28 protein-coding genes, 1 tRNA gene and 1 other RNA gene are annotated in these 25666 nt (G+C 67.4%); 7 read left to right on the plus strand and 23 right to left on the minus strand.

The features are described from left to right. Window positions 1-76: 76 nt before the first annotated feature. From ACFWUP_RS12895 to ACFWUP_RS12925, 7 genes are all read right to left on the minus strand, one after another. Window positions 77-149, minus strand: a tRNA-Ala gene (locus ACFWUP_RS12895). A gap of 179 nt (window positions 150-328) precedes the next feature. Next, the gene (locus ACFWUP_RS12900; protein WP_379233723.1) at window positions 329-1069 is read right to left on the minus strand and encodes a DsbA family protein; all 741 of its coding nucleotides are present in this window, start codon (window positions 1067-1069) and stop codon (window positions 329-331) included. Between the two features lie 73 nt (window positions 1070-1142). Beyond that, the gene (locus ACFWUP_RS12905; protein ID WP_379233725.1) at window positions 1143-2474 is read right to left on the minus strand and encodes an MFS transporter; all 1332 of its coding nucleotides are present in this window, start codon (window positions 2472-2474) and stop codon (window positions 1143-1145) included. After that, on the minus strand, window positions 2471-4108 hold the full coding sequence (pgm, locus tag ACFWUP_RS12910; protein WP_379233727.1) for a phosphoglucomutase (alpha-D-glucose-1,6-bisphosphate-dependent): 1638 nt from the start codon (window positions 4106-4108) through the stop codon (window positions 2471-2473). The genes ACFWUP_RS12905 and pgm overlap by 4 nt, the downstream gene beginning before the upstream one ends. 47 nt (window positions 4109-4155) lie before the next feature. After that, complete coding sequence (gene crcB, locus ACFWUP_RS12915; RefSeq protein WP_379233729.1) at window positions 4156-4518, minus strand: fluoride efflux transporter CrcB; 363 nt, start codon at window positions 4516-4518, stop codon at window positions 4156-4158. 58 nt (window positions 4519-4576) lie between these two features. Further along, a complete protein-coding gene (locus tag ACFWUP_RS12920) occupies window positions 4577-4987 on the minus strand; it encodes a fluoride efflux transporter FluC (protein WP_379233731.1) in 411 nt (136 codons plus the stop codon). A gap of 168 nt (window positions 4988-5155) precedes the next feature. Further along, window positions 5156-6649, minus strand: a complete 1494-nt coding sequence (locus ACFWUP_RS12925; RefSeq protein ID WP_379233732.1) for an MFS transporter — start codon at window positions 6647-6649, stop codon at window positions 5156-5158. A 130-nt stretch (window positions 6650-6779) separates the two neighbouring features. On the opposite strand from ACFWUP_RS12925, the gene ACFWUP_RS12930 reads away from it, so the two are divergent. The 4 genes from ACFWUP_RS12930 (at window position 6780) to ACFWUP_RS12945 (ending at window position 9809) form a co-directional block, all read left to right on the plus strand. Continuing rightward, window positions 6780-7457, plus strand: a complete 678-nt coding sequence (locus ACFWUP_RS12930; protein WP_379233734.1) for a TetR/AcrR family transcriptional regulator — start codon at window positions 6780-6782, stop codon at window positions 7455-7457. A gap of 55 nt (window positions 7458-7512) precedes the next feature. Then, window positions 7513-8814, plus strand: a complete 1302-nt coding sequence (locus ACFWUP_RS12935; protein ID WP_379233736.1) for a D-arabinono-1,4-lactone oxidase — start codon at window positions 7513-7515, stop codon at window positions 8812-8814. A gap of 131 nt (window positions 8815-8945) precedes the next feature. Continuing rightward, the gene (locus ACFWUP_RS12940; RefSeq protein WP_379233738.1) at window positions 8946-9359 is read left to right on the plus strand and encodes an arsenate reductase ArsC; all 414 of its coding nucleotides are present in this window, start codon (window positions 8946-8948) and stop codon (window positions 9357-9359) included. A 51-nt stretch (window positions 9360-9410) separates the two neighbouring features. After that, window positions 9411-9809, plus strand: coding sequence for a VOC family protein (locus ACFWUP_RS12945; protein WP_379233740.1), 399 nt, complete (start codon window positions 9411-9413; stop codon window positions 9807-9809). Here the strand turns inward: ACFWUP_RS12945 and ACFWUP_RS12950 are convergent. Further along, window positions 9785-10273, minus strand: coding sequence for an NUDIX hydrolase (locus ACFWUP_RS12950; RefSeq protein ID WP_379233742.1), 489 nt, complete (start codon window positions 10271-10273; stop codon window positions 9785-9787). The genes ACFWUP_RS12945 and ACFWUP_RS12950 overlap by 25 nt on opposite strands. A gap of 123 nt (window positions 10274-10396) precedes the next feature. Further along, window positions 10397-11092 (minus strand): DUF6597 domain-containing transcriptional factor, encoded by a 696-nt coding sequence (locus ACFWUP_RS12955; protein WP_379233744.1) that lies wholly within the window; start codon window positions 11090-11092, stop codon window positions 10397-10399. Between the two features lie 88 nt (window positions 11093-11180). On the opposite strand from ACFWUP_RS12955, the gene ACFWUP_RS12960 reads away from it, so the two are divergent. Then, window positions 11181-12044 carry a DUF1266 domain-containing protein gene (locus tag ACFWUP_RS12960; protein ID WP_379233746.1) on the plus strand — a complete coding sequence of 288 codons (864 nt, stop codon included), beginning with the start codon at window positions 11181-11183 and terminating at the stop codon, window positions 12042-12044. Here ACFWUP_RS12960 and ACFWUP_RS12965 read toward each other — a convergent pair. Next, window positions 12022-12843 carry a hypothetical protein gene (locus tag ACFWUP_RS12965; RefSeq protein WP_379233748.1) on the minus strand — a complete coding sequence of 274 codons (822 nt, stop codon included), beginning with the start codon at window positions 12841-12843 and terminating at the stop codon, window positions 12022-12024. The genes ACFWUP_RS12960 and ACFWUP_RS12965 overlap by 23 nt on opposite strands. Before the next feature lie 170 nt (window positions 12844-13013). On the opposite strand from ACFWUP_RS12965, the gene ACFWUP_RS12970 reads away from it, so the two are divergent. Beyond that, window positions 13014-13223, plus strand: a complete 210-nt coding sequence (locus tag ACFWUP_RS12970; RefSeq protein ID WP_379233750.1) for a DUF5302 domain-containing protein — start codon at window positions 13014-13016, stop codon at window positions 13221-13223. A gap of 6 nt (window positions 13224-13229) precedes the next feature. On the opposite strand, the gene ACFWUP_RS12975 is transcribed toward ACFWUP_RS12970, so the two are convergent. From ACFWUP_RS12975 to ssrA, 5 genes are all read right to left on the minus strand, one after another. Then, window positions 13230-14282, minus strand: a complete 1053-nt coding sequence (locus ACFWUP_RS12975) for a hypothetical protein (protein ID WP_379233751.1) — start codon at window positions 14280-14282, stop codon at window positions 13230-13232. Between the two features lie 70 nt (window positions 14283-14352). Next, window positions 14353-15717 carry a PQQ-binding-like beta-propeller repeat protein gene (locus tag ACFWUP_RS12980; RefSeq protein WP_379233753.1) on the minus strand — a complete coding sequence of 455 codons (1365 nt, stop codon included), beginning with the start codon at window positions 15715-15717 and terminating at the stop codon, window positions 14353-14355. 74 nt (window positions 15718-15791) lie between these two features. Continuing rightward, a complete protein-coding gene (locus ACFWUP_RS12985) occupies window positions 15792-16058 on the minus strand; it encodes a type II toxin-antitoxin system RelE/ParE family toxin (protein WP_379233755.1) in 267 nt (88 codons plus the stop codon). After that, a complete protein-coding gene (locus ACFWUP_RS12990) occupies window positions 16055-16309 on the minus strand; it encodes a type II toxin-antitoxin system Phd/YefM family antitoxin (protein WP_379233757.1) in 255 nt (84 codons plus the stop codon). Before ACFWUP_RS12990 ends, ACFWUP_RS12985 begins: the two co-directional genes overlap by 4 nt. An 83-nt stretch (window positions 16310-16392) precedes the next feature. Next, window positions 16393-16765, minus strand: a transfer-messenger RNA (tmRNA) gene (ssrA, locus tag ACFWUP_RS12995). Between the two features lie 224 nt (window positions 16766-16989). Here ssrA and ACFWUP_RS13000 point away from each other — a divergent pair. Next, a complete protein-coding gene (locus tag ACFWUP_RS13000) occupies window positions 16990-18288 on the plus strand; it encodes an ABC transporter substrate-binding protein (protein WP_379233759.1) in 1299 nt (432 codons plus the stop codon). Here the strand turns inward: ACFWUP_RS13000 and ACFWUP_RS13005 are convergent. The 8 genes from ACFWUP_RS13005 to ACFWUP_RS13040 form a co-directional block, all read right to left on the minus strand. Continuing rightward, window positions 18285-19148, minus strand: coding sequence for an EamA family transporter (locus ACFWUP_RS13005; RefSeq protein WP_379233761.1), 864 nt, complete (start codon window positions 19146-19148; stop codon window positions 18285-18287). The two genes, ACFWUP_RS13000 and ACFWUP_RS13005, sit on opposite strands and share 4 nt — an antisense overlap. Further along, entirely contained in the window at window positions 19148-19621 is a 474-nt protein-coding gene (smpB, locus tag ACFWUP_RS13010; RefSeq protein ID WP_379233763.1) for an SsrA-binding protein SmpB, read from the minus strand. Before smpB ends, ACFWUP_RS13005 begins: the two co-directional genes overlap by 1 nt. Window positions 19622-19670: 49 nt before the next feature. Next, window positions 19671-20609: an acyl-ACP desaturase gene (locus ACFWUP_RS13015; protein ID WP_379233765.1), complete on the minus strand. Its 939-nt coding sequence runs from the start codon at window positions 20607-20609 to the stop codon at window positions 19671-19673. 176 nt (window positions 20610-20785) lie between these two features. Next, window positions 20786-21397 carry a YdcF family protein gene (locus ACFWUP_RS13020; RefSeq protein WP_379233767.1) on the minus strand — a complete coding sequence of 204 codons (612 nt, stop codon included), beginning with the start codon at window positions 21395-21397 and terminating at the stop codon, window positions 20786-20788. Window positions 21398-21707: 310 nt separating this feature from the next. Then, window positions 21708-21941, minus strand: coding sequence for a hypothetical protein (locus ACFWUP_RS13025; protein WP_379233769.1), 234 nt, complete (start codon window positions 21939-21941; stop codon window positions 21708-21710). Between the two features lie 80 nt (window positions 21942-22021). Beyond that, on the minus strand, window positions 22022-24013 hold the full coding sequence (gene recQ / locus ACFWUP_RS13030; RefSeq protein WP_379233771.1) for a DNA helicase RecQ: 1992 nt from the start codon (window positions 24011-24013) through the stop codon (window positions 22022-22024). Between the two features lie 95 nt (window positions 24014-24108). Further along, window positions 24109-24894 (minus strand): histidinol-phosphatase, encoded by a 786-nt coding sequence (gene hisN, locus ACFWUP_RS13035; protein ID WP_379233773.1) that lies wholly within the window; start codon window positions 24892-24894, stop codon window positions 24109-24111. Window positions 24895-25015: 121 nt separating this feature from the next. Continuing rightward, window positions 25016-25594 (minus strand): NADPH-dependent FMN reductase, encoded by a 579-nt coding sequence (locus tag ACFWUP_RS13040; RefSeq protein WP_379233775.1) that lies wholly within the window; start codon window positions 25592-25594, stop codon window positions 25016-25018. Between the last annotated feature and the right edge of the window lie 72 nt (window positions 25595-25666).

The raw sequence follows: 25666 nt of genomic DNA on the forward strand, positions 1-25666 counted from the left end.
CTGTCCGGTGGCCGATGCGAATTCGGCCGGAAATGACAAAAGGTCCGGCTCGAAAGCCGGACCTTTTGTTGTTGGGTGGAGCTAAGGGGACTCGAACCCCTGACCCCCACACTGCCAGTGTGGTGCGCTACCAGCTGCGCCATAGCCCCGTGTTCAGTTGTTTCAGCGGCTCTCGCTGCTGCCTGAATGAAGTTACACCATGCGTCTGAGAGACGACAAATCGGCTGGTAGACGGGGAAAATTCGGGGGTGCGGTGCTGGATTCAGGGAGTTGGGGGCGGGACGGATCGGCTGGTCAGGGGTAGAATGTGCCGAACCTCACGTGGGGGTCAGGGGGCTACGGTGACTACCCAGTTCTCGTCGAGCCAGTCGATCTCGGTGGTTCCTTCGTAGATGGCGGGGGTGGCGGCCTTGTCGCCGGTGCGGGCGTCGAGGTCGGCGAGGTTCTTCGCGGCGACGGTCTTCGCGGCTTCGTTCTGTGTGCCGTTGTTGATGCACGCGGCTACCGACTCGGGGGCGCCGGATTCGGTGGCGAGGGTGGCCAGTGCCGGGTTGCTCAGGTCGGAGCCGCCTTCGTCGGGCTGCTTCTTCGTGAACAGTGCCTCGTGGAACTTGCTGTAGGTCGTGGCCGAACCTGCTTGGGCGACACAGAGATTCGCGGCAACGGCGCGGGTGGAGTAGTCCTTGCTCTTGGACTGCGGGTCGAGGAACGCCACGAGGTGGTAGTTCACCGCGAGCTTGCCCTCGTCGATTTTCTGGGCCAGTTCCTGACCGAAGGTCGTTTCCATGACGCCGCACGCGGGGCAGATCGGGTCTTCGAAGATCTCGACGGTCTTGGTGGCGTCGAGGCGACCGAGGCGGATGACGCCCTCGGGCGTGGTCGTGACCTGGACGGCGACGTCGCGGACGGCGCCGTAGCCGTCGTTGCGGACCTCGGTGGGTGCCTGCTTGTTCCACTTCAGCGCCGCGAAGATCAGTAGGCCGATCACGACGACCGCCACCGCGGCCAGCGCGTAGGTGGTGTTGCTGGAAACGGGGCGTGGATTGTGCGAAGAACCGGCTGTGCTCACCCGTCCACTCTGCCTCGAGGCCGTGCCTGCTCGCCGCCCGGGCATGCCGAAATTCCTCTGACCAGCGGATCAGCTACTGCGATTCGCCGTATTCCTTGCGCAGGCCGACGGGAACCATGCCATCGCGCACCACCGGAACGCCGTCGGGACTGCCGTCACAACTGCACTGCGGGTCGATGCCGTCGCCCGCGTGATCGGGATGCTCAGGATCTTCGGGATGCACGATTGTCGAGGGCTCCGGCGTCACCACCCAGACCGCCGCCGACACCGCGAGCACCGCACCGGTCACCGCCATGCCGACCCCGAACGACGTGCGTTCGGCCAGCCAGCCGATGACGATCGGACCGAGCACCGTGCCGAGGTCGGCCGCCATCTGGAACGCGGCCAGCACCGGACCGCCGCGCGCCCGCGACCCGATCACATCGGCCAACGCCGCCTGCTGCACTGGACTGAACATCCCCGAACCGAGGCCGGCGATGAACGACGCGATCAGGAACCACAGCAGATTCGGCGCGAAGCCGAGCGCACCGGTGCCCACCGCGCAGATGACGGACCCCGCGATCAGGAACGGTTTTCGACCGAACCGGTCCGAGAGACGTCCCGACAGGAACAGCACCGCCGCATTACCCGCCGCGAACACCGTCAGCGCGACACCGGCCATGCCGACTTCCTGATGCAGTGTCTCCACCACCAGCAACGGCACGAACGCCATCCGCACGCCGAACACCGCGATGCCACCGGCGAAACTCGACAGCAGCACCGCGCGATAGGCGGGTTCGGACCAGCCTTGCCGGAAGGTGAATTCGACCGGCGCGACACCGTTTTCGGGGGCCAGCACGGGCGATTCCCGCAGGCCGGCGAACACGATCACACACACCACGAGCAGCGCGACCATGTAGATGACGAACGGCGCGCGCAGCCCGAACCCGGCCAAACTACTGCCGACCAGCGGGCCGAACAGCGACCCGATCAGAAAACTCGTCGAATACACCCCGGATACCCGACCGCGCGCGGCGGGCGGTGACACCCGGATGATCAGCGCCATCGACGACACCGTGAACATCGTGGACCCGATGCCGCCCAGCGAACGCAGCACCAGCAGTTGCCAATACGTCTGCGCCAACGCGCACGCACCGGTCGACACCGCGACGATCACGATGCCGGCCAGGTACACCCGCCGCTCGCCCAGCTTCTGCACGAGCCGACCGCTGGCGGGCGCGAACAACAAGCGCATCAACGCGAACGCGCTCACGATCGCCGACGCGGCCGCGATGCCGACCCCGAATTCGCGCGCGTACTGCGGTAGAACCGGTGCGACGAGGCCGAAGCCGAGCGCGATCACGAACGCCGCCGCGATCAGTACCCAGATCTCGGGCGGTAGCCGAACTTTGGTCGAAGAGCTCACTCGCCCAGCGCCTGGTTGACCATCTCCTCGGCCGCGGCCTGCACCTGGGTGAGATGGTCGGGGCCGAGGAACGACTCGGCGTAGATCTTGTATTTGTCCTCGGTGCCCGACGGGCGGGCGGCGAACCAGGCGTTCTCGGTGGTCACCTTCAGCCCGCCCAGCGGGGCGCCGTTGCCGCGCGCGGTGGTGAGGATGCCGGTGATCTCCTCGCCTGCGATCTCGGTGCCGGTGACGGCGTCGGGAGTCAGGCGCGCGAGCTTGGCCTTCTGCTCGCTGGTGGCGGCGGCATCGATGCGGGCGTAGGCGGGGCTGCCGTATTGGCGTTCGAGTTCGCCGTAGCGGGCCGAGGGGGTTTGGCCGGTGACGGCGGCGATCTCGGCGGCGAGCAGCGCAAGGAGGATGCCGTCCTTGTCGGTGGTCCACACGGTGCCGTCCATGCGGAGGAAGGATGCGCCCGCGCTTTCTTCACCGCCGAAAGCCAAACTGCCACTGAACAATCCGGGCACGAACCACTTGAACCCGACCGGCACTTCGTGCACGTCGCGTCCGAGCACGCCCACCACGCGATCGACCATGGACGAGGTGACCACGGTCTTGCCGATCTTGGTCAGCGCGTCCCACCACATCCGGTTCGCGACCAGGTATTCGATCGCGACGGCCAGGAAGTGATTCGGATTCATCAGACCACCGTCGGGGGTGACGATGCCGTGGCGGTCGGCGTCGGCGTCGTTGCCGGTGGAGATGTCGTAGTCGTCTTTGATGCCGACCAGCGCGGCCATGGCGTGGCGCGAGGACGGGTCCATGCGGATCTGACCGTCGCTGTCGAGGGTCATGAAACGCCAGGTGGGGTCGACGAACGGGTTGACGACCTCTAGCTCGAGATCGAAACGCTGCCCGATCTCCTCCCAGTAGTCCACGCTCGCGCCGCCCATCGGGTCGGCGCCCATCCGGATGCCCGCGCCGCGAATCGCGTCCAGGTTCAACGCGTTCGGCAGATCGGAGACGTACTTGTCGAGGTAGTCGTAGCGCTCGACGTGGGAGTTCATCGCCTGATCGAGCGAGACCCGCTTGACCTCGGCGAGGCCGCCGCGCAGCAGTTCGTTGGCGCGGGCGGCGATGGCGTCGGTGGCCTTGGTGTCGGCGGGGCCACCGTGCGGTGGGTTGTATTTGAAGCCGCCGTCACGCGGGGGGTTGTGCGAGGGGGTGACGACGATGCCGTCGGCCTGATGCTTGGTGCCGCCCCGATTGTGGTTCAGGACGGCATGACTCAGCGCGGGCGTGGGGGTGTAGCGGCCGCGGGCGTCGATCACCGCGGTCACGTCGTTGCCCGCCAGGACCTCGAGGGCGGTGGTCCAGGCGGGTTCGGACAGGGCATGGGTGTCGCGCGCGAGGTAGACCGGGCCGGTGATGTCGCGGGTGGCGCGGTATTCGACGATGGCCTGCGTCATCGCCATGATGTGGGCCTCGTTGAACGCGCTGTCCTCGCTGGACCCGCGGTGCCCGGAGGTGCCGAACACCACCTGCTGGCTCGGCTCGTCCGGGTCGGGGACGAGGCTGTAATACGCGGTGACCAGGTGGGCGATGTCCACCAGGTCGGTCGGGCGGGCGGGCCGTCCGGCGCGATCGTGGGCCATGGTGGGTGTTCCCTTCCGTGTCGGCTGCGCGCGGCTGGTCATGAGAATCATGCGCACAACCACTGGGTCAGGGACGCGGCGGCGTACACCGCGGCCAGGCTCGCCGCGACGCTGATCACGACGTTGCCCACGGCGTACACGTAGGCGCCCTCGGTTACCAGACGGATCGTCTCGTACCCGAAAGTGCTGAACGTGGTCAGCGCACCACAGAAGCCGCTTGCCGCGAACGCCAGCAGCGCACTGCCGGAACTCGCGCCGATCAAACCCCCGAGCAACGCCGAACCGACAATGTTAACGGTTAGTGTCCCCCACGGCAGCCCAGTCGGAAACCGGGCCGTCATCTGCCGGTCGACGAGGTACCGGACGGGTGCCCCGAGCATGCCGCCTGCCATCACCAGTGCCACCGTCATCGCGTGCCTCCCGGTGTGAGAGCCCATATTTCGACCATCGGCTCGCCCGTCATCGAATTCATATCCCCCTCCGCGCGACCCACCGGGTCGCGATCATCGCGATCGCCACCGCGCCGAGCGCCGCGACCACCGACAGACCGAGGTAGGCCATCGCCGTGCCCGCCGCCCCGCTGTCGACGAGTCCGCGTATCTCGAGGCTATAGGTGGAGAAGGTGGTGAAGCCGCCCAGCACACCGATTCCCAGGAACGGGCGCACCAGTTTCGGTGCCGCCCACAGCTCGGTGACCGCGACCATCAGCACCCCGATCGCGAAGCAGCCCAGCACATTCACGGTCAATGTCGACCACGGGAATCCGCCCGCCGGGGGCCACCAACGGGCCATTCCGAAACGGGCGACGGCACCGAGCCCGCCCCCCACCGAGATCGCCGCGAGGACGGCCGCATCCAGCGCCGGGGGCCGCGATGTCATGCGCTGCCTCCCCGCTGGTCGATCCGATGATGGTCGTTGCTGATGGTATCGAGACCCACCGACACTAAGCCGTGCGGCACGATCGCGGCAAACTTTCAGCAGACCGGACACGCGAACGACGATGGCCCGAACCGATTGTCGGTTCGGGCCATCCTCGGCAGTCTCGGATCAGTGCGCCAACACCGGCTCGCCCTCGGCCGGGGCGGGCACGGTGTTCGGCATGAGCACGCCGATCACGATCGCACCGAGCACGAAAGTGGCCGTCGCCCACCAGAAGCTGGTGGTGTAGCTCTCGATCGCGCCCTGCGCCATGGTGAGCGGGCCCGGCTGATGCGAGGACACGTAGTCGGTCATCGCCGAGGCCGCGATGGTACTGAGCAGCGCGGTGCCGATGGAACCACCGACCTGCTGGCTGGTGTTGACCATCGCCGAGGCGACGCCGGCGTCTTCGTGCTGCACACCCGCGGTCGAACCCTGGAACGCGACCGACATCGCGCCACCGAGACCGAGGCCGAGCAGCACCAGCGCGGGCAGGATGTGGGTGACATAACCCGAGTCCAGACCGATCTGGGTGAGCCACAGCATGCCCGCGGCGGCGACCAGGAATCCGCCACTGATGACGATCTTGGGTCCGACCCTCGGCAGCAGCAACGACGGCGCGGTAGTCGAGGAGACCACCATGCCCGCCACCATCGGCAGGAACGCCAGGCCGGTCACGATCGGCGTGTACGCCAGGGTGAGCTGCATGTAGAAGGTGAGGAACAGGAAGATCGCGAACATGCCGATGCCCATGATGAACACGGTCAGATACGACGCGCCACGGGTGCGGTCGGCGACGATGCGCAGCGGCAGCAACGGGTTCGCGACTTTGGTCTCGATCCACACGAAGGCCGCGAGCAGCACGGTGCCACCGATCAGGAAGGCCAGCGTGGTCGGGTCGCTCCAGCCGTTGGACTCGGCGTGGGAGAAGCCGTAGACGATGCCGAACAGCGCGGCGGTGACGGTGACGGTGCCGTACCAGTCGAGCTTGGGCCGCGCGGTGGAGGTGTGCTTGGCCAGCAGCAGCACGGCGCCGACCAGGGCGACGGCGGCGAAGATCAGGTTCACATACATCGCCCAGCGCCACGACGCCCATTCGGTGAGCACGCCACCGAGCAGCAGGCCGATCGCGCCACCGGCACCGGCCACGGCACCGAAGATGCCGAAGGCCTTGGACCGCTCACCGGGTTCGGTGAAGGTGACCGTGAGCAGCGACAGCGCGGCGGGGGCGAGCAGCGCGCCGAACACGCCCTGGCCGACGCGGGCCGCGACGAGCATCTCGAAGCTGGTGGCCGCGCCGCCGATGGCCGAGGCCACCGCGAAGCCGATCAGGCCGACGATGAAGGTGTTGCGGCGACCGAACAGGTCGCTGAGCCGCCCGCCCAGCAGCAGCAGGCTGCCGAAGGCCAGCGCGTAGCCGGTGATGACCCACTGGCGGTCGCCGTCGCCGAAGCCGAGGTCGACCTGGGCGGCGGGCAGGGCGATGTTCACGATCGTCGCGTCGAGCACGACCATCAGCTGGGCGATGCCGAGGACGGCGAGCACCCACCAACGCAGGGCGTGCGAGCCGCGACGCCCGGTGTCCGCGGAGCTCTTGGGCCCCGTGTCGAGTGTGGTGGTCATAACTCCCCTTGGAAGACTGTGGGTGGCTGCTGGGTGGCATAATCGGAGATAACGCCTCCGCTTCATTCGAAGCTACCAGAGTAACGGAGAAACGACCTCCACTTAATCCTCGGATTGATAGGATGCACTTGTGAATCACGCCACGACGACTGCCAATCCACCCCGCAGACTGCGCGCCGACGCCGCCCGCAATCAGCAACGCATCGTCGAGGCCGCCCGGGAACTGTTCGCCGATCACGGCCTCGAAATCACCCTCGACGATGTCGCCGAGCGCGCGGGCGTCGGCGTCGGCACGGTGTACCGGCGCTTCGCGAACAAGAAGGAACTCATCGCCGAGGTCTTCGACCAGCACGTCAAGGACTTCGCCGACGCCGCCGAGGAAGCCCTGCGCAACCCGGACGCCTGGCTCGGACTCGTCGAATTCTTCGAGAGCGCGTGCAAACACCTGGCGACCAATCGTGGTTTCGGCGAGGTGATGCTCGAGCTCGAGGAGGATCCGGCTCGATTCGCCGAGTTGCGCGACCGGATCCACCCGTCGGTCGCGGCGATCGTCGACCGGGCGCGCGATGCGGGTGCGGTCGACGCCGACATCGTCACCACCGACTTCTTCGCGTTGATCCACATGGTCAACTCACTGGCCGAGTTCGCGGCGCCGGTGAATTCCGAAGTGTGGCAACGGTATATGGCCATCGCGCTCAACGGCGTCCGCACCGATTCGGTGCCACGTAGGCCACTGGCGGTCCCGGCGATGACCGACGAACAGGTCGAGCAGGCCAAGGCCGCGGGCTGCCTCGGCCGCCGTCGCTGAGTCGAGCACACCCGACGAGTAGCGCGCGTCACACCGCATCCTCTATCTTGGACACATGACCAAGAACACCTGGGTGAACTGGGCAGGCCAGCAGCGCTGCACACCCGCCGTCGTCGCCGCACCGCGTGATGTCGAGGAACTGGCCGCCATCGTCACCGACGCGGCCGCCGCGGGGCGGACCGTGCGGGTGGCCGGATCCGGGCATTCGTTCACCGACGCGGTGCTCACCGACGGCACGCTGATCGACCTCAGCGGCCTGAACAAGGTGCTCGACGTCGACGTCGCCAACGGGCGGGTGCGCATGGAAGTCGGCATCTCGCTGCACGCGGCGAGCCCACTGCTGCACGCGCACGGCCTCGCCTTCCCCAACCTCGGCGACATCGACACCCAGAGCCTCGCGGGCGCCACCGCCACCGCCACCCACGGGACCGGCTCGCGGCTGCGCAATATCTCCGCGGCGCTGCACTCGGTGGAGGTGCTCGGCGCCGACGGCACCCGGACCGAGCTCAACGAGCAGACCGATCCGGACGGCTGGAAGGCGGCGCGGGTCAGCGTCGGCGCGCTCGGCGTTGTCACCGCGGCGACCGTGCAGCTGGAGCCGTCGTTCGTGCTGGAGTGCGTAGAGAAGCCGGTGCCACTGGCCGAACTGCTCGACAGCATCGACGAATTCGCCGACGGCAGCGCCCATTTCGAGTTCTTTGCGTTCCCGCACAGTCAGACCGCGATGACCAAGACCATCAACCGCACCTCGGCGCCCGAGAAGCCGCGCGGCAAGGTGAGCGAGTGGATCAACGACATCCTCGTCGCGAACCACGTATACGACGGCATGTGCAGGCTGGGACGGCGGATTCCCGCCACCATCCCCATGATTCACCGCGCGGCCACTCTCGCGGGCAGCAACAACCGCCAGGTCGACCGGTCCTACCGCGTGTTCTCCACCCCGCGACTGGTGAAGTTCAACGAGATGGAATACGCGATCCCGCGCGCGCACGCGGCCGCCGCGATTCGCGAAATCCTGGAATTGGGAAGGCAATTCGGCACGCCGATGCCGATCGAGGTGCGCTGGGTCGCACCCGACGACGCCTTCCTGTCCCCCGCGAGCGGGCGCGAGACGTGCTATATCGCGGTGCATCAGTATCAGGGCATGGTGTGGGAACCGTACTTCCGCGCGTGCGAGGCGGTGTTCGACGCCTACGACGGCAGGCCGCACTGGGGCAAGCGCCACTTCCAGACCGCCGAAACCCTGCGTTCGCGCTACCCCGAATGGAACCGCTTCACCGAGGTACGGCGTCGCTTCGACCCCACCGGAGTCTTCGCCAACGACTACGTGAACCGGGTACTCGGCACCCTCGACTGAAGCGGACACCGCACGGACAACAGCGTCGCCGGTTCGCCTACACCCACCCCCGACACCGCGACCGGGTGGAATGATGGCAGGTGATATCCGAAGCGCCACAAGCACTTCGCCCCTGCGCCGAAAGGGCGACCATGGCCCACACACCCACAGTGTTGTTCGTCTGCGTCCACAATGCGGGCCGATCACAGATGGCGGCGGGGTTCCTGCGCGCCATGGCCGGTGACCGGATCGAGGTGCGCACCGCGGGCAGTGATCCGGCGCCCGCGTTGAATCCCGCCGCGGTGGTGGCCATGGCCGAGGTCGGGATCGACATCTCCGGCGCACGACCGAAGCCGCTCACCGACGACGTCGTCGGGCTCTCGGATGTAGTGGTCACGATGGGGTGCGGCGAGGTGTGCCCGTACTTTCCCGGGATCAGCTATCGCGACTGGGTGCTCTCGGATCCGGCCGGGCAGCCGATCGAGGTGGTGCGCGGAATTCGCGACCACCTGCGGATTCTGGTCGGCAACCTGATCGCGGAACTGGTGCCGGTACCCGCCCGCTAGGCGTCCGATTTCTTCAAGACCGGGCCGGGTGCGGGCGCCTACGCTGCGGATATGACTCCTCAACTCGATGTCGTTTCCGTAGTCGTCTCCGACATGGCCGCCTCGGTGGCCTTTTACCGTCGGTTGGGTCTGGTGTTCCCCGACGGCGCCGAAACCGAGCCCCATGCCGAGGCGGAAATCGGCAACGGCCTGCGGCTGGCCCTGGACACCGAGGCCACGATCGCCTCGTTCGTGCCCAACTGGCAGCCGCCGACCGGACCAGGCCGCAGCAGCCTCGCGTTCCGGTGCGCCGATCCGGCCGAGGTCGACAAGCTCTACAGCGAGCTCGTCGACGCGGGCCATCACGGGGAAATGCCGCCATGGGACGCCTTCTGGGGTCAGCGGTACGCCTCGCTCGCCGACCCCGACGGGCACGGGATCGACCTCTACGCGCCGTTGCCCGCCGAATAGGCCGACCAGCCGTGCGGGTCGCGCTGACGCTGCTGATAGCGGGCGAGCATCTCGCGGACCTCGTCGCTGACCGGGGGTTCTCCGGTGAGCCTTGTCCACAGGTGCGCGTCGTGGTCGGTGAGCGTCACCGGTCCGGTGGCGGCCACGTCGGCGACGAACGTGAACTGTCTGGTGCGGGCACCTTCACCGGTCAGATAGTCGAAATCGCCGAGGTAATCGCTGATTCCGGTGACCTCCAGCCCGGTTTCCTCCAGCACTTCGCGGGCCAGCGCTTCGTCGAGTGCCTCACCCGGCTCGACGACCCCGCTGGGCAATTCCCATCGGCCGCTCAGGAAACCCGATCGTCGGCGGCGCAGGATGAGCACTCGAGAATGACGGACGATGACCGCTCCGACGACAAGCCGACGGATTTCATCTCGTTCAGCCTCGATACGGAGCGTGGAGTACACGGTTTCGTCGATCATCAGGTCACATCCTCTCGTCGGTGTTCGGGCTTGCCTAAGCACTTGCGAGGAGGTCGCGCCCTGTGAGCGTAACCCTCCGTCACGATGATTCCGAATGAGACTTTCCGGGCATCGAGGTGTCGATCAGCGCGGTTGTAAGGCACGAACTGAACATCCGGCCAGGTCACGGAACTCCCGCGACAGGTGGGCCTGGTCGGCGAAGCCGGTCGTCGCGGCGATTCGCGCGGCCGGAATTCCGGTGCGAACCGCCGCCAGCGCACGTTGAAAGCGCAGAATACGGGCCAACATCTTGGGTCCGTAGCCGAAGGCGAGCAGCGAACGTCGGTGCAGCATCCTGGCCGACAGACCCGTCCCGGCGGCGGTTTCGGCCACCGTCGCGCCCGCCGACAGGGAGTCGACGATGGCGGTGAGCGCCGGGTCCGTCGGGCCCTTTTCGGCGGCGAATCGTAATGCGATCGCCTCCAACGCCCCCACGCGGTCGGGCGCGTTGTCGACGCGGTCGACGAGTTCGCGGGTGGTGCGCGACGGGGCAAACTCGGCGAGGTCGACGCGCTGGTTCAGCAGTTCCACCGCCGGAATGCCGAGCAACGCAGGTGCGGTGCCCGGCGCGAATCTGATGCCGACGAATTCGCTCGCCCGCGCGGTCGGCGAGAGGAAGGCGCGACTGTCCGGGCCCGCCACCATCAGGGTGCCCTCGGTCCAGATCAGATCCATGCACCCATCGGGGAACACGGTGACCGGGCCCGTGTGGGCAGGCACCGTCCGCGACCAGACCACTGCTCGGTCCAGCCGCGATGCGCGTTCCCGGTATTCCGCCACCCTTTCGACGGTAGCCCTACCCACCGACACGTTGTCCATCCCTCGTAAGATCTGACGGCACTACGTTCGGCTCGGCAGAGGGGTGGCCATGCAACCGACAGCTTCAATGCAGGGTGGGCGGCCGCGGGTGGCCGGGTTCCCCGGGGCGGACATCGACATCGAGCCGGACGTCTGGTCCGGGGCGACAGTTGATGACGACCGGATCCGGGCGTTGGCTGTCGGTGCGTATTACGGGCGCAGTTGGGGTGCGCAGTGCGATGGGGTCGCGTTCGTGCCGGAGGAGCCCGACAGCGCGTCGACGCGGCGGGAGACCGCGATCGAGGGGCTGCACGAGTCGTGGGGTGTCGACAACGCCGAGGACGCGCACGACACCGTGCGCCGACTGCTGGTCGGGATGCACGCGCCGCTGTTCGAACTCGTCCATCCGCTGGCTGTGATGGCGGCGAGCGAAACCGGCCGGGTCGACCGGTCCGGGTTGGCCGACGAACATCGCGAATTCCTGCACACCCTTTCGGGTTTCCGCGGCTATCGCGGTCCCGCCGGGATCGATCGCGACTACGACGCGTGGCTGCAAGCCATCAAGCTCGGCATCACCGACAGCCTGCCGACGCCACTGCAAATCGACGCCACCGCATGGGATCTGGCGCGACTGGTGTTCATCGCCCGCGCCGCGTGCACGGCCGGTTATCTGACCGAGGACGAGGCGTGGGAGCACATGCTGACCGGGCTGGATCGGGCGCGCCAGCACTATCGCAACTGGCGGCAGTTCGGCGACGGGTTCCTCACTGGCGCGATCTTCTGGGCGGCCACGCAGGACCTGTCGGCCGCGAAAAGCCAAGTGGCCGAACGTCGCCGGATGATCGCGGGGTTACACCTGCGGCCTACCAGTCCGTGGCGGCGGGTGGCCCTGCACGCGGGTGCGCCGGTGTTCAGCCCGGCATCGTCAGCATGATGCCGACGGCCTGACGGCGGAACGGGTCGTCGGAGACCATGCCGAGTTTGCGGCGCTCCACCAGCAGTTGCCATTCACCGAAGAGGTCGGCCGAGCTGGGCATGGACTGGGCGATGGAGCCGTCGACGTGTTCGATCTCGCAGGCGAGGCGGACGGCCTCGGCGATGCGGGTGAAGTCGGCGGGCTCCCAGTCGACGAAGTCGAGGTCGGTGCCCGCGCCCGAAATCCTCAGTGTCGCGACCCTTCCGGTGAGCACTTCGGCTCCGGTGAGGACCGATACCGGGAATTCGTAGACCGCCCAGGCGGAGACGAACAGCAGGCGCAGGGTGGTGATCGCGACCAGTCCGGGGGCGCCCTCGTGGCCGGCCTGTGCGATTTCGAGGACGTATTCGTCGGGACGAGCACCCGCGTGCAGGATGTCGATCTCACGTAAGGAGTTGCCCGCGTGGCGCATTCGATAGGCGGCCGCGTTGACATCGGGGCGTTGTCGACCGTTCGGTGCTTGAACCGGTTGCGGCGGTGTGAGATTCGGGCGAGGTGGGAACACCCTGCGTAAGCTGATCAGGTCGCGTTCAACGGCCCTGATCAGCGTCTGCGCCTGCTCGCGTAAGTCGGTTTCGAGGTACACCGGCACCGGATGACGTTCCGTCGGCGCACCGTTCACCACGAACTGCGCCGACCGGAAGAACAGCAGCAGCGCCATCTGCCCGTCCTCGGTGGTCGCGAGCGCGATCCTGGCCAGCTCGGCCACGCCGACATCCAGCGCGATCTCGTTGTCCGCGCGCAGCGGCGTCGTCACCAGCCGACCGTTCGCATAACGAACCGCGACTCGAGCACCCCATACTTCGATCACAGCCACGTCCCTCCTGGCCTGCCCCGCATCGGTGGATCCTACCGAGGGCACTCACGAGCGGGACAATGGTGCTCCCGATGGTGTGCGAAGGTGCGCTGGGGTGGCAGGCTGTACGCATGCCCGATGAACAGGAACTCTCCGCCGAACAGTCCGGTGCCGTGAACGAAACCCCGGAAGAGGCGACCAAGCGGAGGTTCCGTGAGGCCCTCGAGCGGAAGAACGGCCACTCCACCGCGGGTGGGGCCGCCCAGAATGCCGCCAAAGTGCGTGGGACGCATGCGCAGGCGGGTGGGAAGCGGACGTTCCGTCGTCGCGCGGGCGGATAGTTCGCGCTACTGCAAGCGGGAGGTGTCGGCGTCGGCTTCGGTGCGGACGGCGGCCTCGAACGTGGTGTCGCTGTCGGCTTCGCTGAAGACCAGCCAGCAACCTCTGATCGCGCCGAGCAAGTCTTCGAGAAGGTCGATCGCGGGGCGGGTCGGGTCGAGGCGGCAGATGCGGTAGCCGTCGGTCCAGGCGTCGGGATCGTCGTCGCGTTCCTCGATTTCCTGTGCGGCCTCGATGATTCCGTCGAGGTCGCGGACCTTGCCTTCGGAGACGGCGATGGCGTCGGCGATCAGGTCCACCACCACCTGGGTCGGCGTCTCCCCCTCGCTGAGCCGTTCCAGGACCACGGTCGGCGTCTCGACCTGGAGCGCTTCGATGTCGTCCGCCTCGGCGACCACGTCCACCGGTTCGAGGCCGGTGATCTCGCCTGCCACCGTCGCCGCGGCCCGCAACCAGTGCGCCGCGGCGACCGAGGCGGCGGCCGGGTCCAGTTCGGTGAACAGGTCGATCGTGCCCAAGGGATTGGCTCGCAGCAACGTGTCTGCCGCGTGCACCTGCACCGGGGAGATCTCCGGGCGGGTGAGTTCGACCGCCTGCCTCGCGCGACCCGCCAGATCACCCAATTCGGCGGCCGTGATCGCCGCCTGCTCGGTGAGGACCTCGTTCACCACCCGGTCCACCAGATTCGCGTCACCGATCGCGTGCAGCACGCGGCCCACGTGATGCGCGGACTCCTCGATGGGGCTGTAGAAAACCAGCATGCACCCCTCGTCATCGGGCAGATTGGGCGTACGCAGCGCGGCCTCGACCTTCGCGAACCGATTACGCTCCTCCGCCCGCCGCCACGCCTCCCCGTTCTCCACATCGGGATCCCCGGCCGCCGTCGCCGGATGCGTATAGGTCCGCCACTGAAACCGCGCCAAACTCGCCAACGCCGCCGCCAACTCCACCCCGTGCTCGGCCCCCGGCACCTCGGCGACCGTCTCGGCGACGTCACCCCGACCGGTCCCCCAGGTGGCGACCAGCGTTCCCGCCCCCGAGTCGTATGCATACCGCGTCATTTGCTCAGTTGTACGTGGCCCTGTCGCGTGGGCCTGCACCAGGGTCTCGCCGGTCGGGTCGGAGTCCGGGCTAGCCGTGGAACTCGAGAGCGTACTTTTCTCCGTCGCGGCGACCGACGGCAATCCAGTCGGCACCTGCGCCTGCCAGTACTCCGTCGTATCTGGACAGTTCCCTGCCGGTTTCGCGGTCGTAGACGAGCGTGACCGGTGGCGCGCTGTACTCGCCGACAGGGACTCGCCCGCCGACGACTACGCGGTCGCCGACGACGAAAGTTGTTCGCTCGGACGGATATCCGGTGAAGCCCGGATCGGCTACCGTCCATTTTCGCTGACCGGTGGCGAAGTCGACGAGGGTGAGCGAACCCTGGTCGGCGTGCTCGGAGATCAGCAGTGAGCGGTCGTCAGCGTCGAGCGCGGTGCCCTTGACCTCGGAAGTCCACACCACGTTTCCGGTGACCAGGTCGAGGAGCTGAACCGACCCGTCGTCGCTGACCGCCGCGACGCGTGACCCGCTGCCGGTGAAACCATCGGTGGGCGTCGGCCCGAGGGAGTGCTCGCACTCCCCATCCTTGCGGCGACCACTGTTGACCGTCGTCGAGTACTTCCCGGTTCCACTCAGACCGTCGAAGGCCTCGATCAGGACCGGACACGACCCCTCGCCACGGACATCGCTGTTATCGGTGACGATGAGCGAATTGTCGACGGCGATTTCGTACCATGCGCGATTCTCGGCGCGAACCGGGAGCACTGTGCCGGTCGCCGTCTCCAGCAACGTCCACTGAATATCCGACGGCGGGGACGGCACCGAGAATGCGACATAGGGTCGCTCGATGTTGGCCTGCTGGCTGCCCAGTCCGATCTCGGCCTCGCTGACCTTCCCGGTCGCCGGCGCCACCCAGGTCGACTTTCCGTCGCGAAGGTCGCGTCGCATGGTCGCGCAGTGCTCGCTGCGGCCGCTCTCCTTCTGGCAGTCGGCGGTGTAGACGGAATTGTCGAAGACCGATACCTCGTCGGCGCTGGCCTGCCACAGGGTCGATCCGGTTGCGACGTCGATGACCTCGAACAAATACGGCCCGGAATGGTTCTCCGGTTTGTCGACGAGCACGACAAGGGGACCACTGATCCAATAGATGTTGTAGTCGCCGCCACTGCGCTCGCGATGCCACAATTCCTTGCCGGACTTGCGATTCAGCGCCACCATCGCCGTCGATCGCGGCGTCAGCACGACATCACCGACCACCGCCACCTTCGACGAGTCGCCCTTGTAGTCCGGAACCGACCATGCGGCAGCGCTTTTCGCCGCCTCGGTGGTAGCGACAGGAGCCGAGGTGGCCTGCGTGGTTGTCGCCTGACCGGCAGGCTCGCTCGATCCAGCACTACACGCCGTCAACGCCAGGCAGACGGCGACCACACCGACCGCGATCAACTTCCGCACGTTTCCCCCAGAACCTCGACCGCTTGCAGACCTATCTGCCGAACGATAGCCGAAGCGCCACAATGCACTTCGGCCTAGCGATCGCGATACACGTCCCGCCGCCATCCGACTTTCACGACCAGGATTACCAGTACGTCGTCGCATACCTGGTAGACAACCCGGGACCGGCCGACTCGCAGGCGGTAGGCGTCGACGCCGACCAGTTTCCTGACTGCCAGACCCTCGGCGTACGGATCGTCGCCGAGGGTGATGAGTGCGGTGAGAATGCGCATGGCGTCGCGCTGTTCCAGGTCTCGCAGTTCACGTCGGGCCGATTCGTGGAAGCGGAACTCGTATTTCACCGACGGGACTCGAAGATGTCGGCGAGCACCTCGGCCATGCTGACGGTGGCGCTGCCGTCGGACAGTCGAGCGGCGGCTTCCCGTGCCAGCATTGCGTCCTCTGCCTCGTCGACGGCTTCCACGACGGAAAGCGGGACGAGTGCGGCAGCCGGGGTGCCGTCGCGGAGGATGATCACCTGCTCGCCGGCTTCGGCGGCGTCGAGATACTTCGCCAGGTTGGCGCGCAGTTCCCGGGTGCTGATCTCGTCCATGTAGCCCGCGTACACACTTGGGTGTACACGCCGCCGTCAGAGCATGAAAAAGCCCCTCACCTGCGTGTCAGGTGAGGGGCCTCGAGTGGAGCTGCCGGGAATCGAACCCGGGTCCTCCGCCGCGTCTTCAGGGCTTCTCCGTGTGCAGTTCGCTATGCCTCTGCTTGGATCTCCACGTCTCGCGAACAAGCGTGGATGACGATCCCAGTCGCTGTGAGATGTCCCGTTCGACTCCGCGACCGAGCCGAACGGTAATTCCCTCTAGCTGATGCCAGTACCCGGGTCGAGGGACGAACCCGGACTGACAGAGACGACCTGGCTACTTAGGCAGCGAGGGCGTACTCGCGCTGATTGGAATCGGCGCTTAATTGGTTGCAGCGACGCTTACGGTGGTCTCTTGCCTGCACCGACACGCTTCCCCTGAATCAACGTACGCAGTCGAAACCGTTCAGCCCCGTACGTGCCCGCACCGTGCGGGCTAGTCATATTAACACTGGCGCGGCGCCGGATCATCCCGATATTTTCTGTCGGTTCGCGGGGGGGCGGGGTGATCTTGTGGCGAACCACTCTCGACCACCTCCGCGAAACGGGGTAAGTGCGCCGGTAGTGGCGGGTACTGTTCTCGTTCGGCCGCACGGATTTGTGAAATGTCCTGGGCGGCTCGAGCAAGGAGTTAACCCATGGCATTCACCAGTCAGCGTGGACTGCGCCGGTTCGCGGCGATCCCGGCGGTCGCGAGCCTGTTGCTGGCCGCGGCCTGCTCGTCGGAGGAGGCCGCCGCGACGCCAGGCGTCACCAGTGCGCCGTGTCCGGGTTCCGCGCACACAGATCGCGGGTGCATCTATCTCGGAGTGCTCTCGGATCTGGAGAACGGGCCGTTCAGCGCGCTGGGCACCTCGATGCACGAGGGTCAGCTGGCGTTCTGGAACAGGGTGAACGAGGCGGGCGGGATCGGCGGCTACGACGTCGACATCACGTCCTATACGCGCAACACCTCGCAGGATCCGCGCATGCATCGCGCCGAATACGAGGCGATCGAGCCGCACGTGCTGGCCTTGGCGATGAGTTTCGGGACCTCGCAGACCATCGCGACGCTCAACCGGATGGATGCCGACGACATGGTCGCCACCGCGGCGACCCAGTGGTCGGGCTGGAACTATCGCAGCGTCGACCACAACCTGGTGCTCAGCGCGGGTTATTCCTACTGCACCGAAGCGGTGACCGGCCTCGACTGGTTCGCCGAGCATCATTACGCGCCGCGCGATATCGCCGTGGTCGCCAATCGCGGCAACTACGGCAGCGACTACGCGGCCGGGGCGTCGAAGTGGGCGGCGGCCAACGAGGCGACGATCGTGGCCCGCATCGATACCGGCCCCAACGGCGAGGTCGGCAATCAGGACGGGCCGGTCAGGGAGATTCTCGCGGCAGCGCCCGAGCTGGTGCTGCTGGCCACCGGGCCTGCCGAAACCGCCGAGATCGTGGGCAAATTGGTGGGATCGGGTTTCACCGGCCGATTCCTCGGCTCGGTGCCCACTTGGAACGCGGCGCTGCTGAAGACACCCGCCGCGCCGGCGCTCACCGCGCTCTACAACTACATGACCCCGGTGGACGACTGGACCGGCGGCAGTATCGGCGCCAAGCACGCCCGCGAGGCGACCACCGGCGAACCCGCCAATTTCGGCTACTCGCTGGGCTGGGCGATCTCCTACCCGCTCAAAGCGCTGCTCACCGCCGCTGCCGAGAACGGCGACCTCACCCGGCCGGGTCTGCGGCGTGGAGCGGAGAATCTGGCACCCGACGGTGAGGGCATGGTCGCCATCCATCCGGCCGGCGCCGACGCGCCCGACCTGAGCAGGGAATGGTCGGCGGTCTTCGAACCGGACGCACAAGCACCGATGGGCGCGAGGGCCGTCGAGATCGGGTATCGCGGCGCCACGTTGGGCAGGCTGGGTCTGCACGAGCCCTGCACGCGGCTCTAGCTCGCGGCGATCATGGCGACCGCGCTGAGGGCAAGGACCATGCCCGCCTTCTGCGTGGCGCTGATCCGTTCGCCCAATAACACCATCGCCAGCAGCACGGTCGCGGCGGGATAGAGCGAACCGATCACGCTGACCACCGACAGCATCGCGCCGTGGAAGGCGTAGAGCAGGGCGGCATTGGCGATCACGTCGAGCACACCGACCGCCAGCGCCAGGCGAAGCGGTTCGCCGTGTAGTCCCCGGAATTCGCCCGCCACCAGAGCGCATGTCCACACGACCGCGGTGGCCGCGGCGCGCTGGGCCAGCAGGGGCCACAGACCCGCGCTCGGATTGGTTTCGTGCAGGAAGAAGAAGGTGAAACCGAAGGCGACACCCGAGCCGACGGTGAGCAGGGCGACCCGGCGGGTGAAGCGCAACGGCCTGCCGCCGGTGATTTCCTCGGTGGTCTCGTCGGGCGCCTCGCGGCTGACCAACACCACAGCGACCAGCGCCACCGCGATGCCCGCGATCGCGACGGCACCCGGCCGCTCGCCCAGGAACAGACCCGCGATGACCGGGATGCCAGCGACCAGCACCGCGGTGACCGGCGACACCACCGACATCGGCCCGTCGGCGAGTGCGGCGTAGAACCACCACACCGCCAAACCCGCGGCCACCCCAGCGGCCAGACCCCACAGCATCGACGCGGTGTCCGCGTGCCCGCCGACCAACGGTGCGATCAGCAGCACCAACAGCACCGAAAACGGATACGACACCACGACCACGCGCAGGGCCGTGACCCTGCGGGCCGCGATGCCGCCGAAGAAGTCGCTGACTCCGTAGCCCGCCGCCGCGACGAGCGCGAGCACGACGGACAGCACTAACGCATGCCCTTGACCCGCCGACCCACCTCACGGGTGACCTCGCGTTCGGCCTGCTTGCGAGCCAGATCCTGACGCTTGTCGTAGTCCTGCTTGCCCTTGGCGAGCGCGAGCTCCACCTTCACCTTGCCGTCGGAGAAGTACATCGACAGCGGCACCAGCGTCTGGTTGCCCTCGCGCGACTTGCCGACCAGGTGCTCGATCTCGCGCTTGTGCAGCAGCAGCTTGCGGGTGCGCCGCGGCGAATGGTTGGTCCAGGTGCCGTGGCTGAACTCCGGGATGTGCAGGCCGCGCAGCCAGACCTCGCCGTGGTCGACGGTCGCGAAGGCGTCGACGAGCGAGGCCTTGCCCTCACGCAAGCTCTTCACCTCGGTGCCGACCAGCGCGATCCCCGCCTCGTAGACGTCGAGGATCGTGTAGTTGTGCCTGGCCTTGCGGTTGGTCGCGATGACCTTCCGGCCTTTCTCCCTCATAACGGTCCACTGTAAGTGACGGCGCCAGCGGTTTATTCCATGGCCGACCTCAGACCCGGGCGGCGGCTCTGGCGAGTGCGCGGTCGCGCTGTTCTTCGAAGCGGGCCGCCTTGGCCTCGAGGTCGAGCAGGTAGGCGTCCAGTTCGGCGCGGGCGATCTCGCCCTCGGGGCCGAAATCGGTGCGCTCGAAGATGCGCCAGGTGCGCAGGGTCGGGCGTAGGACGACGTCGAGGTGCTGGCGCAGATCGTAGACGCCGTGCTTGGCGAGCAGGACCGCGTTGCGGCGGAAGTTGGGCTGGTTGAGGCCGGGCATCTGGAAACGCAGGATCACCTCGGTGATCGCCTGCATGGCCGCGTCAGGGGTGAGGTCGAGGGCCGCGGCACAGAGCTTGCGGTAGAAGATCATGTGCAGGTTCTCGTCGGCGGCGATGCGGGCCAGCATGCGGTCGGCGACCGCGTCGTTGCACAGGGCGCCGGTGTTGCGGTGGCTGATCCGGGTGGCGAGTTCCTGCAGGGTGACATAGGCGACGCCCTTGAGGAACTGCGAACCCGGCTCGGGCTTGGCGATGCCCGCGGTCATGTGCGCCATCCTGGCCTCTTCGAGGGCGACCGGGTCGACGGCGCGGGTCACGACGAGGTAGTCGCGCAGGACGATGCCGTGGCGGTTCTCCTCGGCGGTCCACCGGCCGACCCAGGTACCCCAGGCGTTGTCGAAGCCGAAGGTGTCGGCGAGTTCGCGGTGATAGGAGGGCAGGTTGTCCTCGGTGAGCAGGTTGGTGATCATGGCCGCCTTGGCGACCTCGCTCAGCCGCGACTGTTCGGGATCCCAGTCGTCGCCGCCCATGGCCGCGAAGTTGCGACCCTCGTCCCACGGCACGTAGTCGTGGGGGTGCCACATCTTGGCCTTGGACAGGTGGTCGTTGAGGTTGGCTTCGGCCGTGGGCTCGAGCTCGGCGAGGATGTCGCTGTCGGACAGGTGGAGCGTCATAGGTCGACGTTACGAGGCAGGCGTCTGGGTCGCGGGGTGATTGCCGAGATTTCGGCGACTACTCATCACGCGGTCGTCATGCTGCGATGATCGTTCACAGGCGCACTTGACGAGGACTCGCCCACCGCACTGCGCCGGTCGGGGCGTGACCGGAACGCAGGCGGCGGTGTGCGTCATCAGGCCGTGGGTCCGGGGCCGAAACGGCCGATGTGCAGCGGCACCGAATCCCACTGGGCGCGGTCGGGAGTCAAATCGCCGACGACGTGCACGCCGGCATCGGCGAAAGCGCCTCGGGCTCGGGCCATGTGATCTTCCGAGGTGACGAGGACGACCGAGTGCAGGCCTCTTTCGGCGAGCATCGCGGCGGTGTTGCGGGCGTTGGCGACCGTCGAGTCGGCCTCGGGTTCGCGGATGATCCGGCTTTCATCGATGCCCGCGGCCAGCAGCCAGTCGGCCATGGCGTCGGCTTCGGACAGGCCTGCCTGCGGGTTGCCGCCGGTGACGATGATCGGCGACAGCGGCGCGAAAACGGCTTGGGCCAGGCCGGCGCGCAGGCGGCGGACCAGTTCCTCGCGCATCGTGCCCTCCGGGGTGAGTCCGTAGCCGAGGACCACCACCGCGGTGTCGGGTCCGTAGATGCCGGGCAGGTTCGGCGTGCCGAGCGCCCGCGCGAAATCGAGACCCGGTGGCGCGGCGAGGTCGGCACCGGCGGGTGCCGCCATTGCGCAGACCACTCCGGTTGTCGCGATCGCCGCGCACACCACGCGCTTGCCCCATGTCCGCACCATTGCGTTTGCCTCCTCGAACCGGGCCGATCTGAGTGATCGGTCCCGTTCGGCAACGGTGCGCCCGGGAAACCTCGGTCGGTAGCCCTTTGACCTGCGGTTACGAAAACTCACATGCGCAGGTCAGTCGACGCTGGTGCGGGGCATCGCAAAATTTCCGGAAAACGGATGCCTGGTCGACGACGGCTCGGTGCGCGCGTGTTCGAACGGCTGACACCCGCTGCGACCAGCGCGGTTCGACCTCAGTGAGGCAGCACTGGATCCGGCGGCAATGCCTGGGAAGTTGTGTAAACGCTATCGGCGGAACAGGACCTCAGCCCGGGCTCACGACGAGATAGAGAACGAGGGCGGCGGCGAAGATGGCGATCAACGCGACGGTCGACCAGCGTGGCCTGCCACGGTGGATCGCGGTGTGGTGCACGCCGAGAAGTGAGGGCGCGACGACCGGGTCGATGGGGCGGTGCGGCAGCGGGGGTGCCGGGGAATCGCCTCCCGCGCTCGGGCTACTGCCCGACGATTCGCTGTCGGAGCCTTCACCATTCGCCATGACTCGACAGTAACTCGGGGTCGTCGGATTCGGTGCGGGTTCGTTTCCGCCGCGCGTGTACACCCATGTGGGCGGTGTCCTTACTCCTCGGCGAGCGTCGCCAGCACCCCCTCGCCGTAGCGGGCCAGCTTGTTCTCACCGACACCGGCGACGGTGCCGAGGGCGGCGAGGTCGGCGGGTTTGCGCGCGGCGATCTCGCGCAGGGTGGCGTCGTGGAACACCACGTAGGCGGGCACGCCCTGTTCCTTCGCGGTGGCGGCGCGCCAGGCCCGCAACCGCTCGAACAGTCCGACATCGGCGGCGGGCAGGTCGACGGTCGCCTTGGCCGTTTTCGAGGTGCGCGCGGGTCGGGCGGCACGCTCGGGCTCGCGCCGCATCAGCACCTTCCTGCCCTCGAACAGCACCTCGTTGCTCTCGTCGGTCAGGGCGAGGACACCGTATTCGCCCTGCACGGCGAGCAGGCCGCCCGCGAGCAACTGCCGGACGACGCCGCGCCATTCGGTATCGCGCAGATCGGTGCCGATGCCGAACACCGACAGCTCGTTGTGCCGGTGCTGGGTGATCTTCTGATTGGTCTTGCCGAGCAGAATGTCGACGAGGTGGCCCGCGCCGAAGGCTTGTCCGCGTTCACGTTTGAGGCGCAGCACGGTGGACAACAGTTTCTGGGCGGGCACCGTGCCGTCCCAGGTTTCGGGCGGGTTCAGGCACACGTCGCAGTTGCCGCAGGTGCCACCGGTCTGGCCGAAGTAGTTCAGCAGCCGCGCGCGACGGCAGTCGACCGTCTCGCACAGGGCGAGCATGGCGTCGAGGTGCAGTTGCAGTTGCCTGCGATGCGCGGCGTCGCCCTCGCTGGAGTCGATCATCTTGCGTTGCTGCACAACATCATTGAGGCCGTAGACCATCCAGGCCGTGGACGGCAGACCGTCGCGGCCCGCGCGGCCGGTCTCCTGGTAGTAGCCCTCCACCGATTTGGGCAGGTCGAGGTGGGCGACGAAGCGCACGTCGGGTTTGTCGATGCCCATGCCGAAGGCGATGGTGGCGACCACGATCAGGCCGTCCTCACGCAGGAACCTGGACTGGTTCTCGGCGCGGGTCCGGAAGTCCAGGCCCGCGTGATAGGGCACCGCGCGGATGCCGTTCTCGTTGAGCATGGCCGCGGTCTTCTCCACCGAGTTGCGCGAGAGGCAGTAGACGATGCCCGCGTCGCCGGGGTGCTCGGCGCGGATGAAGTCGAGCAGCTGGCGGTCGGCGCGGTTCTTCGATTCGATCCGGTACTGGATATTGGGCCGGTCGAAGCTGGAGATGAACTGTTTCGCGGCGCCGAGATCGAGGCGTTCGACGATCTCGGCGGCGGTCTTCTCGGTGGCGGTCGCGGTGAGCGCGATGCGCGGGACATCGGGCCAGCGCTCGTGTACCAGCGACAGTGCGAGGTAGTCGGGCCGGAAGTCGTGGCCCCACTGCGAGACGCAGTGCGCCTCGTCGATGGCGAACAGGGCGATCTTGCCGCGGTCGAGCAGCCGCAGGGTGGCTTCAAGTCGCAGGCGTTCCGGCGCCAGATACAGCAGGTCCAGATCACCTGAGACGAACTGAGCCTCGACCGTCCGCCGCTGATCCGGCGACTGGGTGGAGTTGAGGAATCCGGCACGCACGCCGAGGGCACTGAGCGCGTCGACCTGGTCCTGCATGAGGGCGATGAGCGGTGAGACGACGACGCCGACGCCCTCGCGGACCAGGGCGGGCACCTGGTAGCAGAGGGATTTGCCGCCGCCGGTCGGCATCAGCACCAGCGCGTCGCCACCGCCGACTACCTGTTCGACGATGGCCGCCTGGTCACCGCGGAAACTGTCGTAACCGAAGACGCGGCCTAGGACCTCGTCGGCGGTCTCGGCACGGTCGGGAGCCGCTACCCGGCCGGGGGTGGCGGGGGCGAGGTCGTCGAAGTGGACGTCGCCGTGATCGGCGAAGTCGTGCTCGGAGACATAACCGCCGTCGGACGGGTACGCGTCGTCGGGTGGGAAGTCTTCGTGGGGGAAGTCTTCGACATCGGGGGCTGTGGCGCCGGAATTGCTCACCGGGCCATCCTACGAGCGAGCGCCGGGCGCGCAGCCCGTCAGCCAGAGCCGACGACGGTGGATGCGAAAGTTGTCCACATGTGGATAACTAAAAATTATCCGCGCAAACGAGCCAGGACCTCGTCTTGGAGCAGGCCGTTCGACGCCACGGCGTCACCACCGTGTGGGCCGGGGCGCTCGTCCAGGGAGGTGAACGCGCCGCCCGCCTCGCGGACCAGGATGTCGAGGGCCGCCAGGTCCCACAGGGAGACCTCCGGCTCGGCGGCGATGTCCACCGCACCCTCCGCGACCAGGCAATAGTTGAAGAAATCGCCGTAGCCGCGGACCCGCCAGACCGCATCGGTGAGGTCGATGAGCTTGTCGCGCAGGCCGCGCTCGTGCCAGCCCGACAGACTGGAAATGCCCAGGCTGGCCGCATCCAGATCAGCGACCGCCGACACCGAGATGGGCTTGGGCGCCCCGGGGTGGACCTGTACCCACGCACCCGAACCGGCGGCGGCCCACCAGCGCCTGCCCAGCGCGGGTGCGCTCACCACCCCGACCACCGGAACACCGTCTTCGAGCAGGGAGATCAGACTGGCCCAGACCGGCACGCCGCGGACGAAGTTCTTGGTGCCGTCGATCGGGTCGACCACCCACTGCCTGCCGCTGAACTCGGCGTCGCCACCGAATTCCTCGCCGAGCACGGCGTCGCCGGGGCGTTCCTCGGCGAGCACGCGGCGGATCATCTGCTCTACCGCGAGATCGGCGTCCGAGACCGGGGTGAGGTCGGGCTTGGAATCGACTTTCAGGTCGACGGCGCCGAAGCGCTCGCTCGAGATCGCGTCGGCCTCGTCGGCCAGTCGCAGGGCAAGGTCCAGGTCAGCGGAGTAGGCAGCCACGCGGTGAGTGTATTCGCCGAGCCGACGGGCTCGAGTTCGCGGCGCCACCGACCGCGTTGCCGAGACCCGCACGAACTCGGCCCCGTCGGCCCGATACGCGAGAACGCGAAGAAGTGCCTGGTCAGGCAACAACCTGGGCGGCTTTCGCCGCGACGAGAGCGCTTGTCCACCAGTGCAACTGGTCGAGCATGGCGGCGGCGTCCGCTTCGTGCTGCTCGGGATCGCGCAGTCGACCGTCCTCGTCGAACAGCAGGTAGTAGCGCGGGAACGAGACGTAATTGCGGACGGTGTGGGCGTTGAGTTCGTTGAAGACCTGGCGCAGATGTTCGATGGCCATCAGGCCGCCGGAGCCGCCGCTGTAGCCGACGAAGCCGATGGACTTGGCGTCCCACTGGGTGAAGTGCCAGTCGATGGCGGCCTTGAGAGCGGCGGGGTAGCTGCGGTTGTAGTCGGGAGTGACGATGACATAGGCGTCGGCGGCGGCCAGGCGATCGGTGAGGTCGTGCATGCCCGCGGGACGCACCGGGTCGGGGTCGAGCAGGGGCGGCACCGCGGGCAGGGCGGCCGGCACCTCGGCCTCGGCGAGGTCGATGATGTCGACCTCGAAGCGGTCGTCGACCTGACCGGCGAACCAGTTCGCGACCACGGGACCGAACCGGCCTTCGCGAACGCTGCCGATGATGATCGCAAGCTTCAACAAGGTCTTCTCCTCTTCGTCGAACCGGCCGGATCAGCCGGTGCAACCAAATCTCGCCGACCGCGATCCTCGTAG

The organism is Nocardia sp. NPDC058658, from assembly GCF_042716665.1.
Lineage (GTDB): Bacteria > Actinomycetota > Actinomycetes > Mycobacteriales > Mycobacteriaceae > Nocardia.

Excerpts from the sequence above, each read along its gene's own strand:
- ACFWUP_RS13025 (WP_379233769.1), bottom strand. The coding sequence starts at position 21,941 with ATGGCGAATGGTGAAGGCTCCGACAGCGAATCGTCGGGCAGTAGCCCG.
- ACFWUP_RS12975 (WP_379233751.1), bottom strand. The coding sequence starts at position 14,282 with ATGACGCGGTATGCATACGACTCGGGGGCGGGAACGCTGGTCGCCACC.
- ACFWUP_RS13000 (WP_379233759.1), top strand. The coding sequence starts at position 16,990 with ATGGCATTCACCAGTCAGCGTGGACTGCGCCGGTTCGCGGCGATCCCG.
- ACFWUP_RS12920 (WP_379233731.1), bottom strand. The coding sequence starts at position 4,987 with ATGACATCGCGGCCCCCGGCGCTGGATGCGGCCGTCCTCGCGGCGATC.
- smpB (WP_379233763.1), bottom strand. The coding sequence starts at position 19,621 with ATGAGGGAGAAAGGCCGGAAGGTCATCGCGACCAACCGCAAGGCCAGG.
- ACFWUP_RS13020 (WP_379233767.1), bottom strand. The coding sequence starts at position 21,397 with ATGGTGCGGACATGGGGCAAGCGCGTGGTGTGCGCGGCGATCGCGACA.
- crcB (WP_379233729.1), bottom strand. The coding sequence starts at position 4,518 with ATGACGGTGGCACTGGTGATGGCAGGCGGCATGCTCGGGGCACCCGTC.
- ACFWUP_RS13015 (WP_379233765.1), bottom strand. The coding sequence starts at position 20,609 with ATGACGCTCCACCTGTCCGACAGCGACATCCTCGCCGAGCTCGAGCCC.
- ACFWUP_RS12940 (WP_379233738.1), top strand. The coding sequence starts at position 8,946 with ATGGCCCACACACCCACAGTGTTGTTCGTCTGCGTCCACAATGCGGGC.
- ACFWUP_RS12970 (WP_379233750.1), top strand. The coding sequence starts at position 13,014 with ATGCCCGATGAACAGGAACTCTCCGCCGAACAGTCCGGTGCCGTGAAC.
- ACFWUP_RS12935 (WP_379233736.1), top strand. The coding sequence starts at position 7,513 with ATGACCAAGAACACCTGGGTGAACTGGGCAGGCCAGCAGCGCTGCACA.
- ACFWUP_RS12925 (WP_379233732.1), bottom strand. The coding sequence starts at position 6,649 with ATGACCACCACACTCGACACGGGGCCCAAGAGCTCCGCGGACACCGGG.
- ACFWUP_RS12990 (WP_379233757.1), bottom strand. The coding sequence starts at position 16,309 with ATGGACGAGATCAGCACCCGGGAACTGCGCGCCAACCTGGCGAAGTAT.
- ACFWUP_RS12945 (WP_379233740.1), top strand. The coding sequence starts at position 9,411 with ATGACTCCTCAACTCGATGTCGTTTCCGTAGTCGTCTCCGACATGGCC.
- ACFWUP_RS12950 (WP_379233742.1), bottom strand. The coding sequence starts at position 10,273 with ATGATCGACGAAACCGTGTACTCCACGCTCCGTATCGAGGCTGAACGA.
- pgm (WP_379233727.1), bottom strand. The coding sequence starts at position 4,108 with ATGGCCCACGATCGCGCCGGACGGCCCGCCCGCCCGACCGACCTGGTG.
- ACFWUP_RS12960 (WP_379233746.1), top strand. The coding sequence starts at position 11,181 with ATGCAACCGACAGCTTCAATGCAGGGTGGGCGGCCGCGGGTGGCCGGG.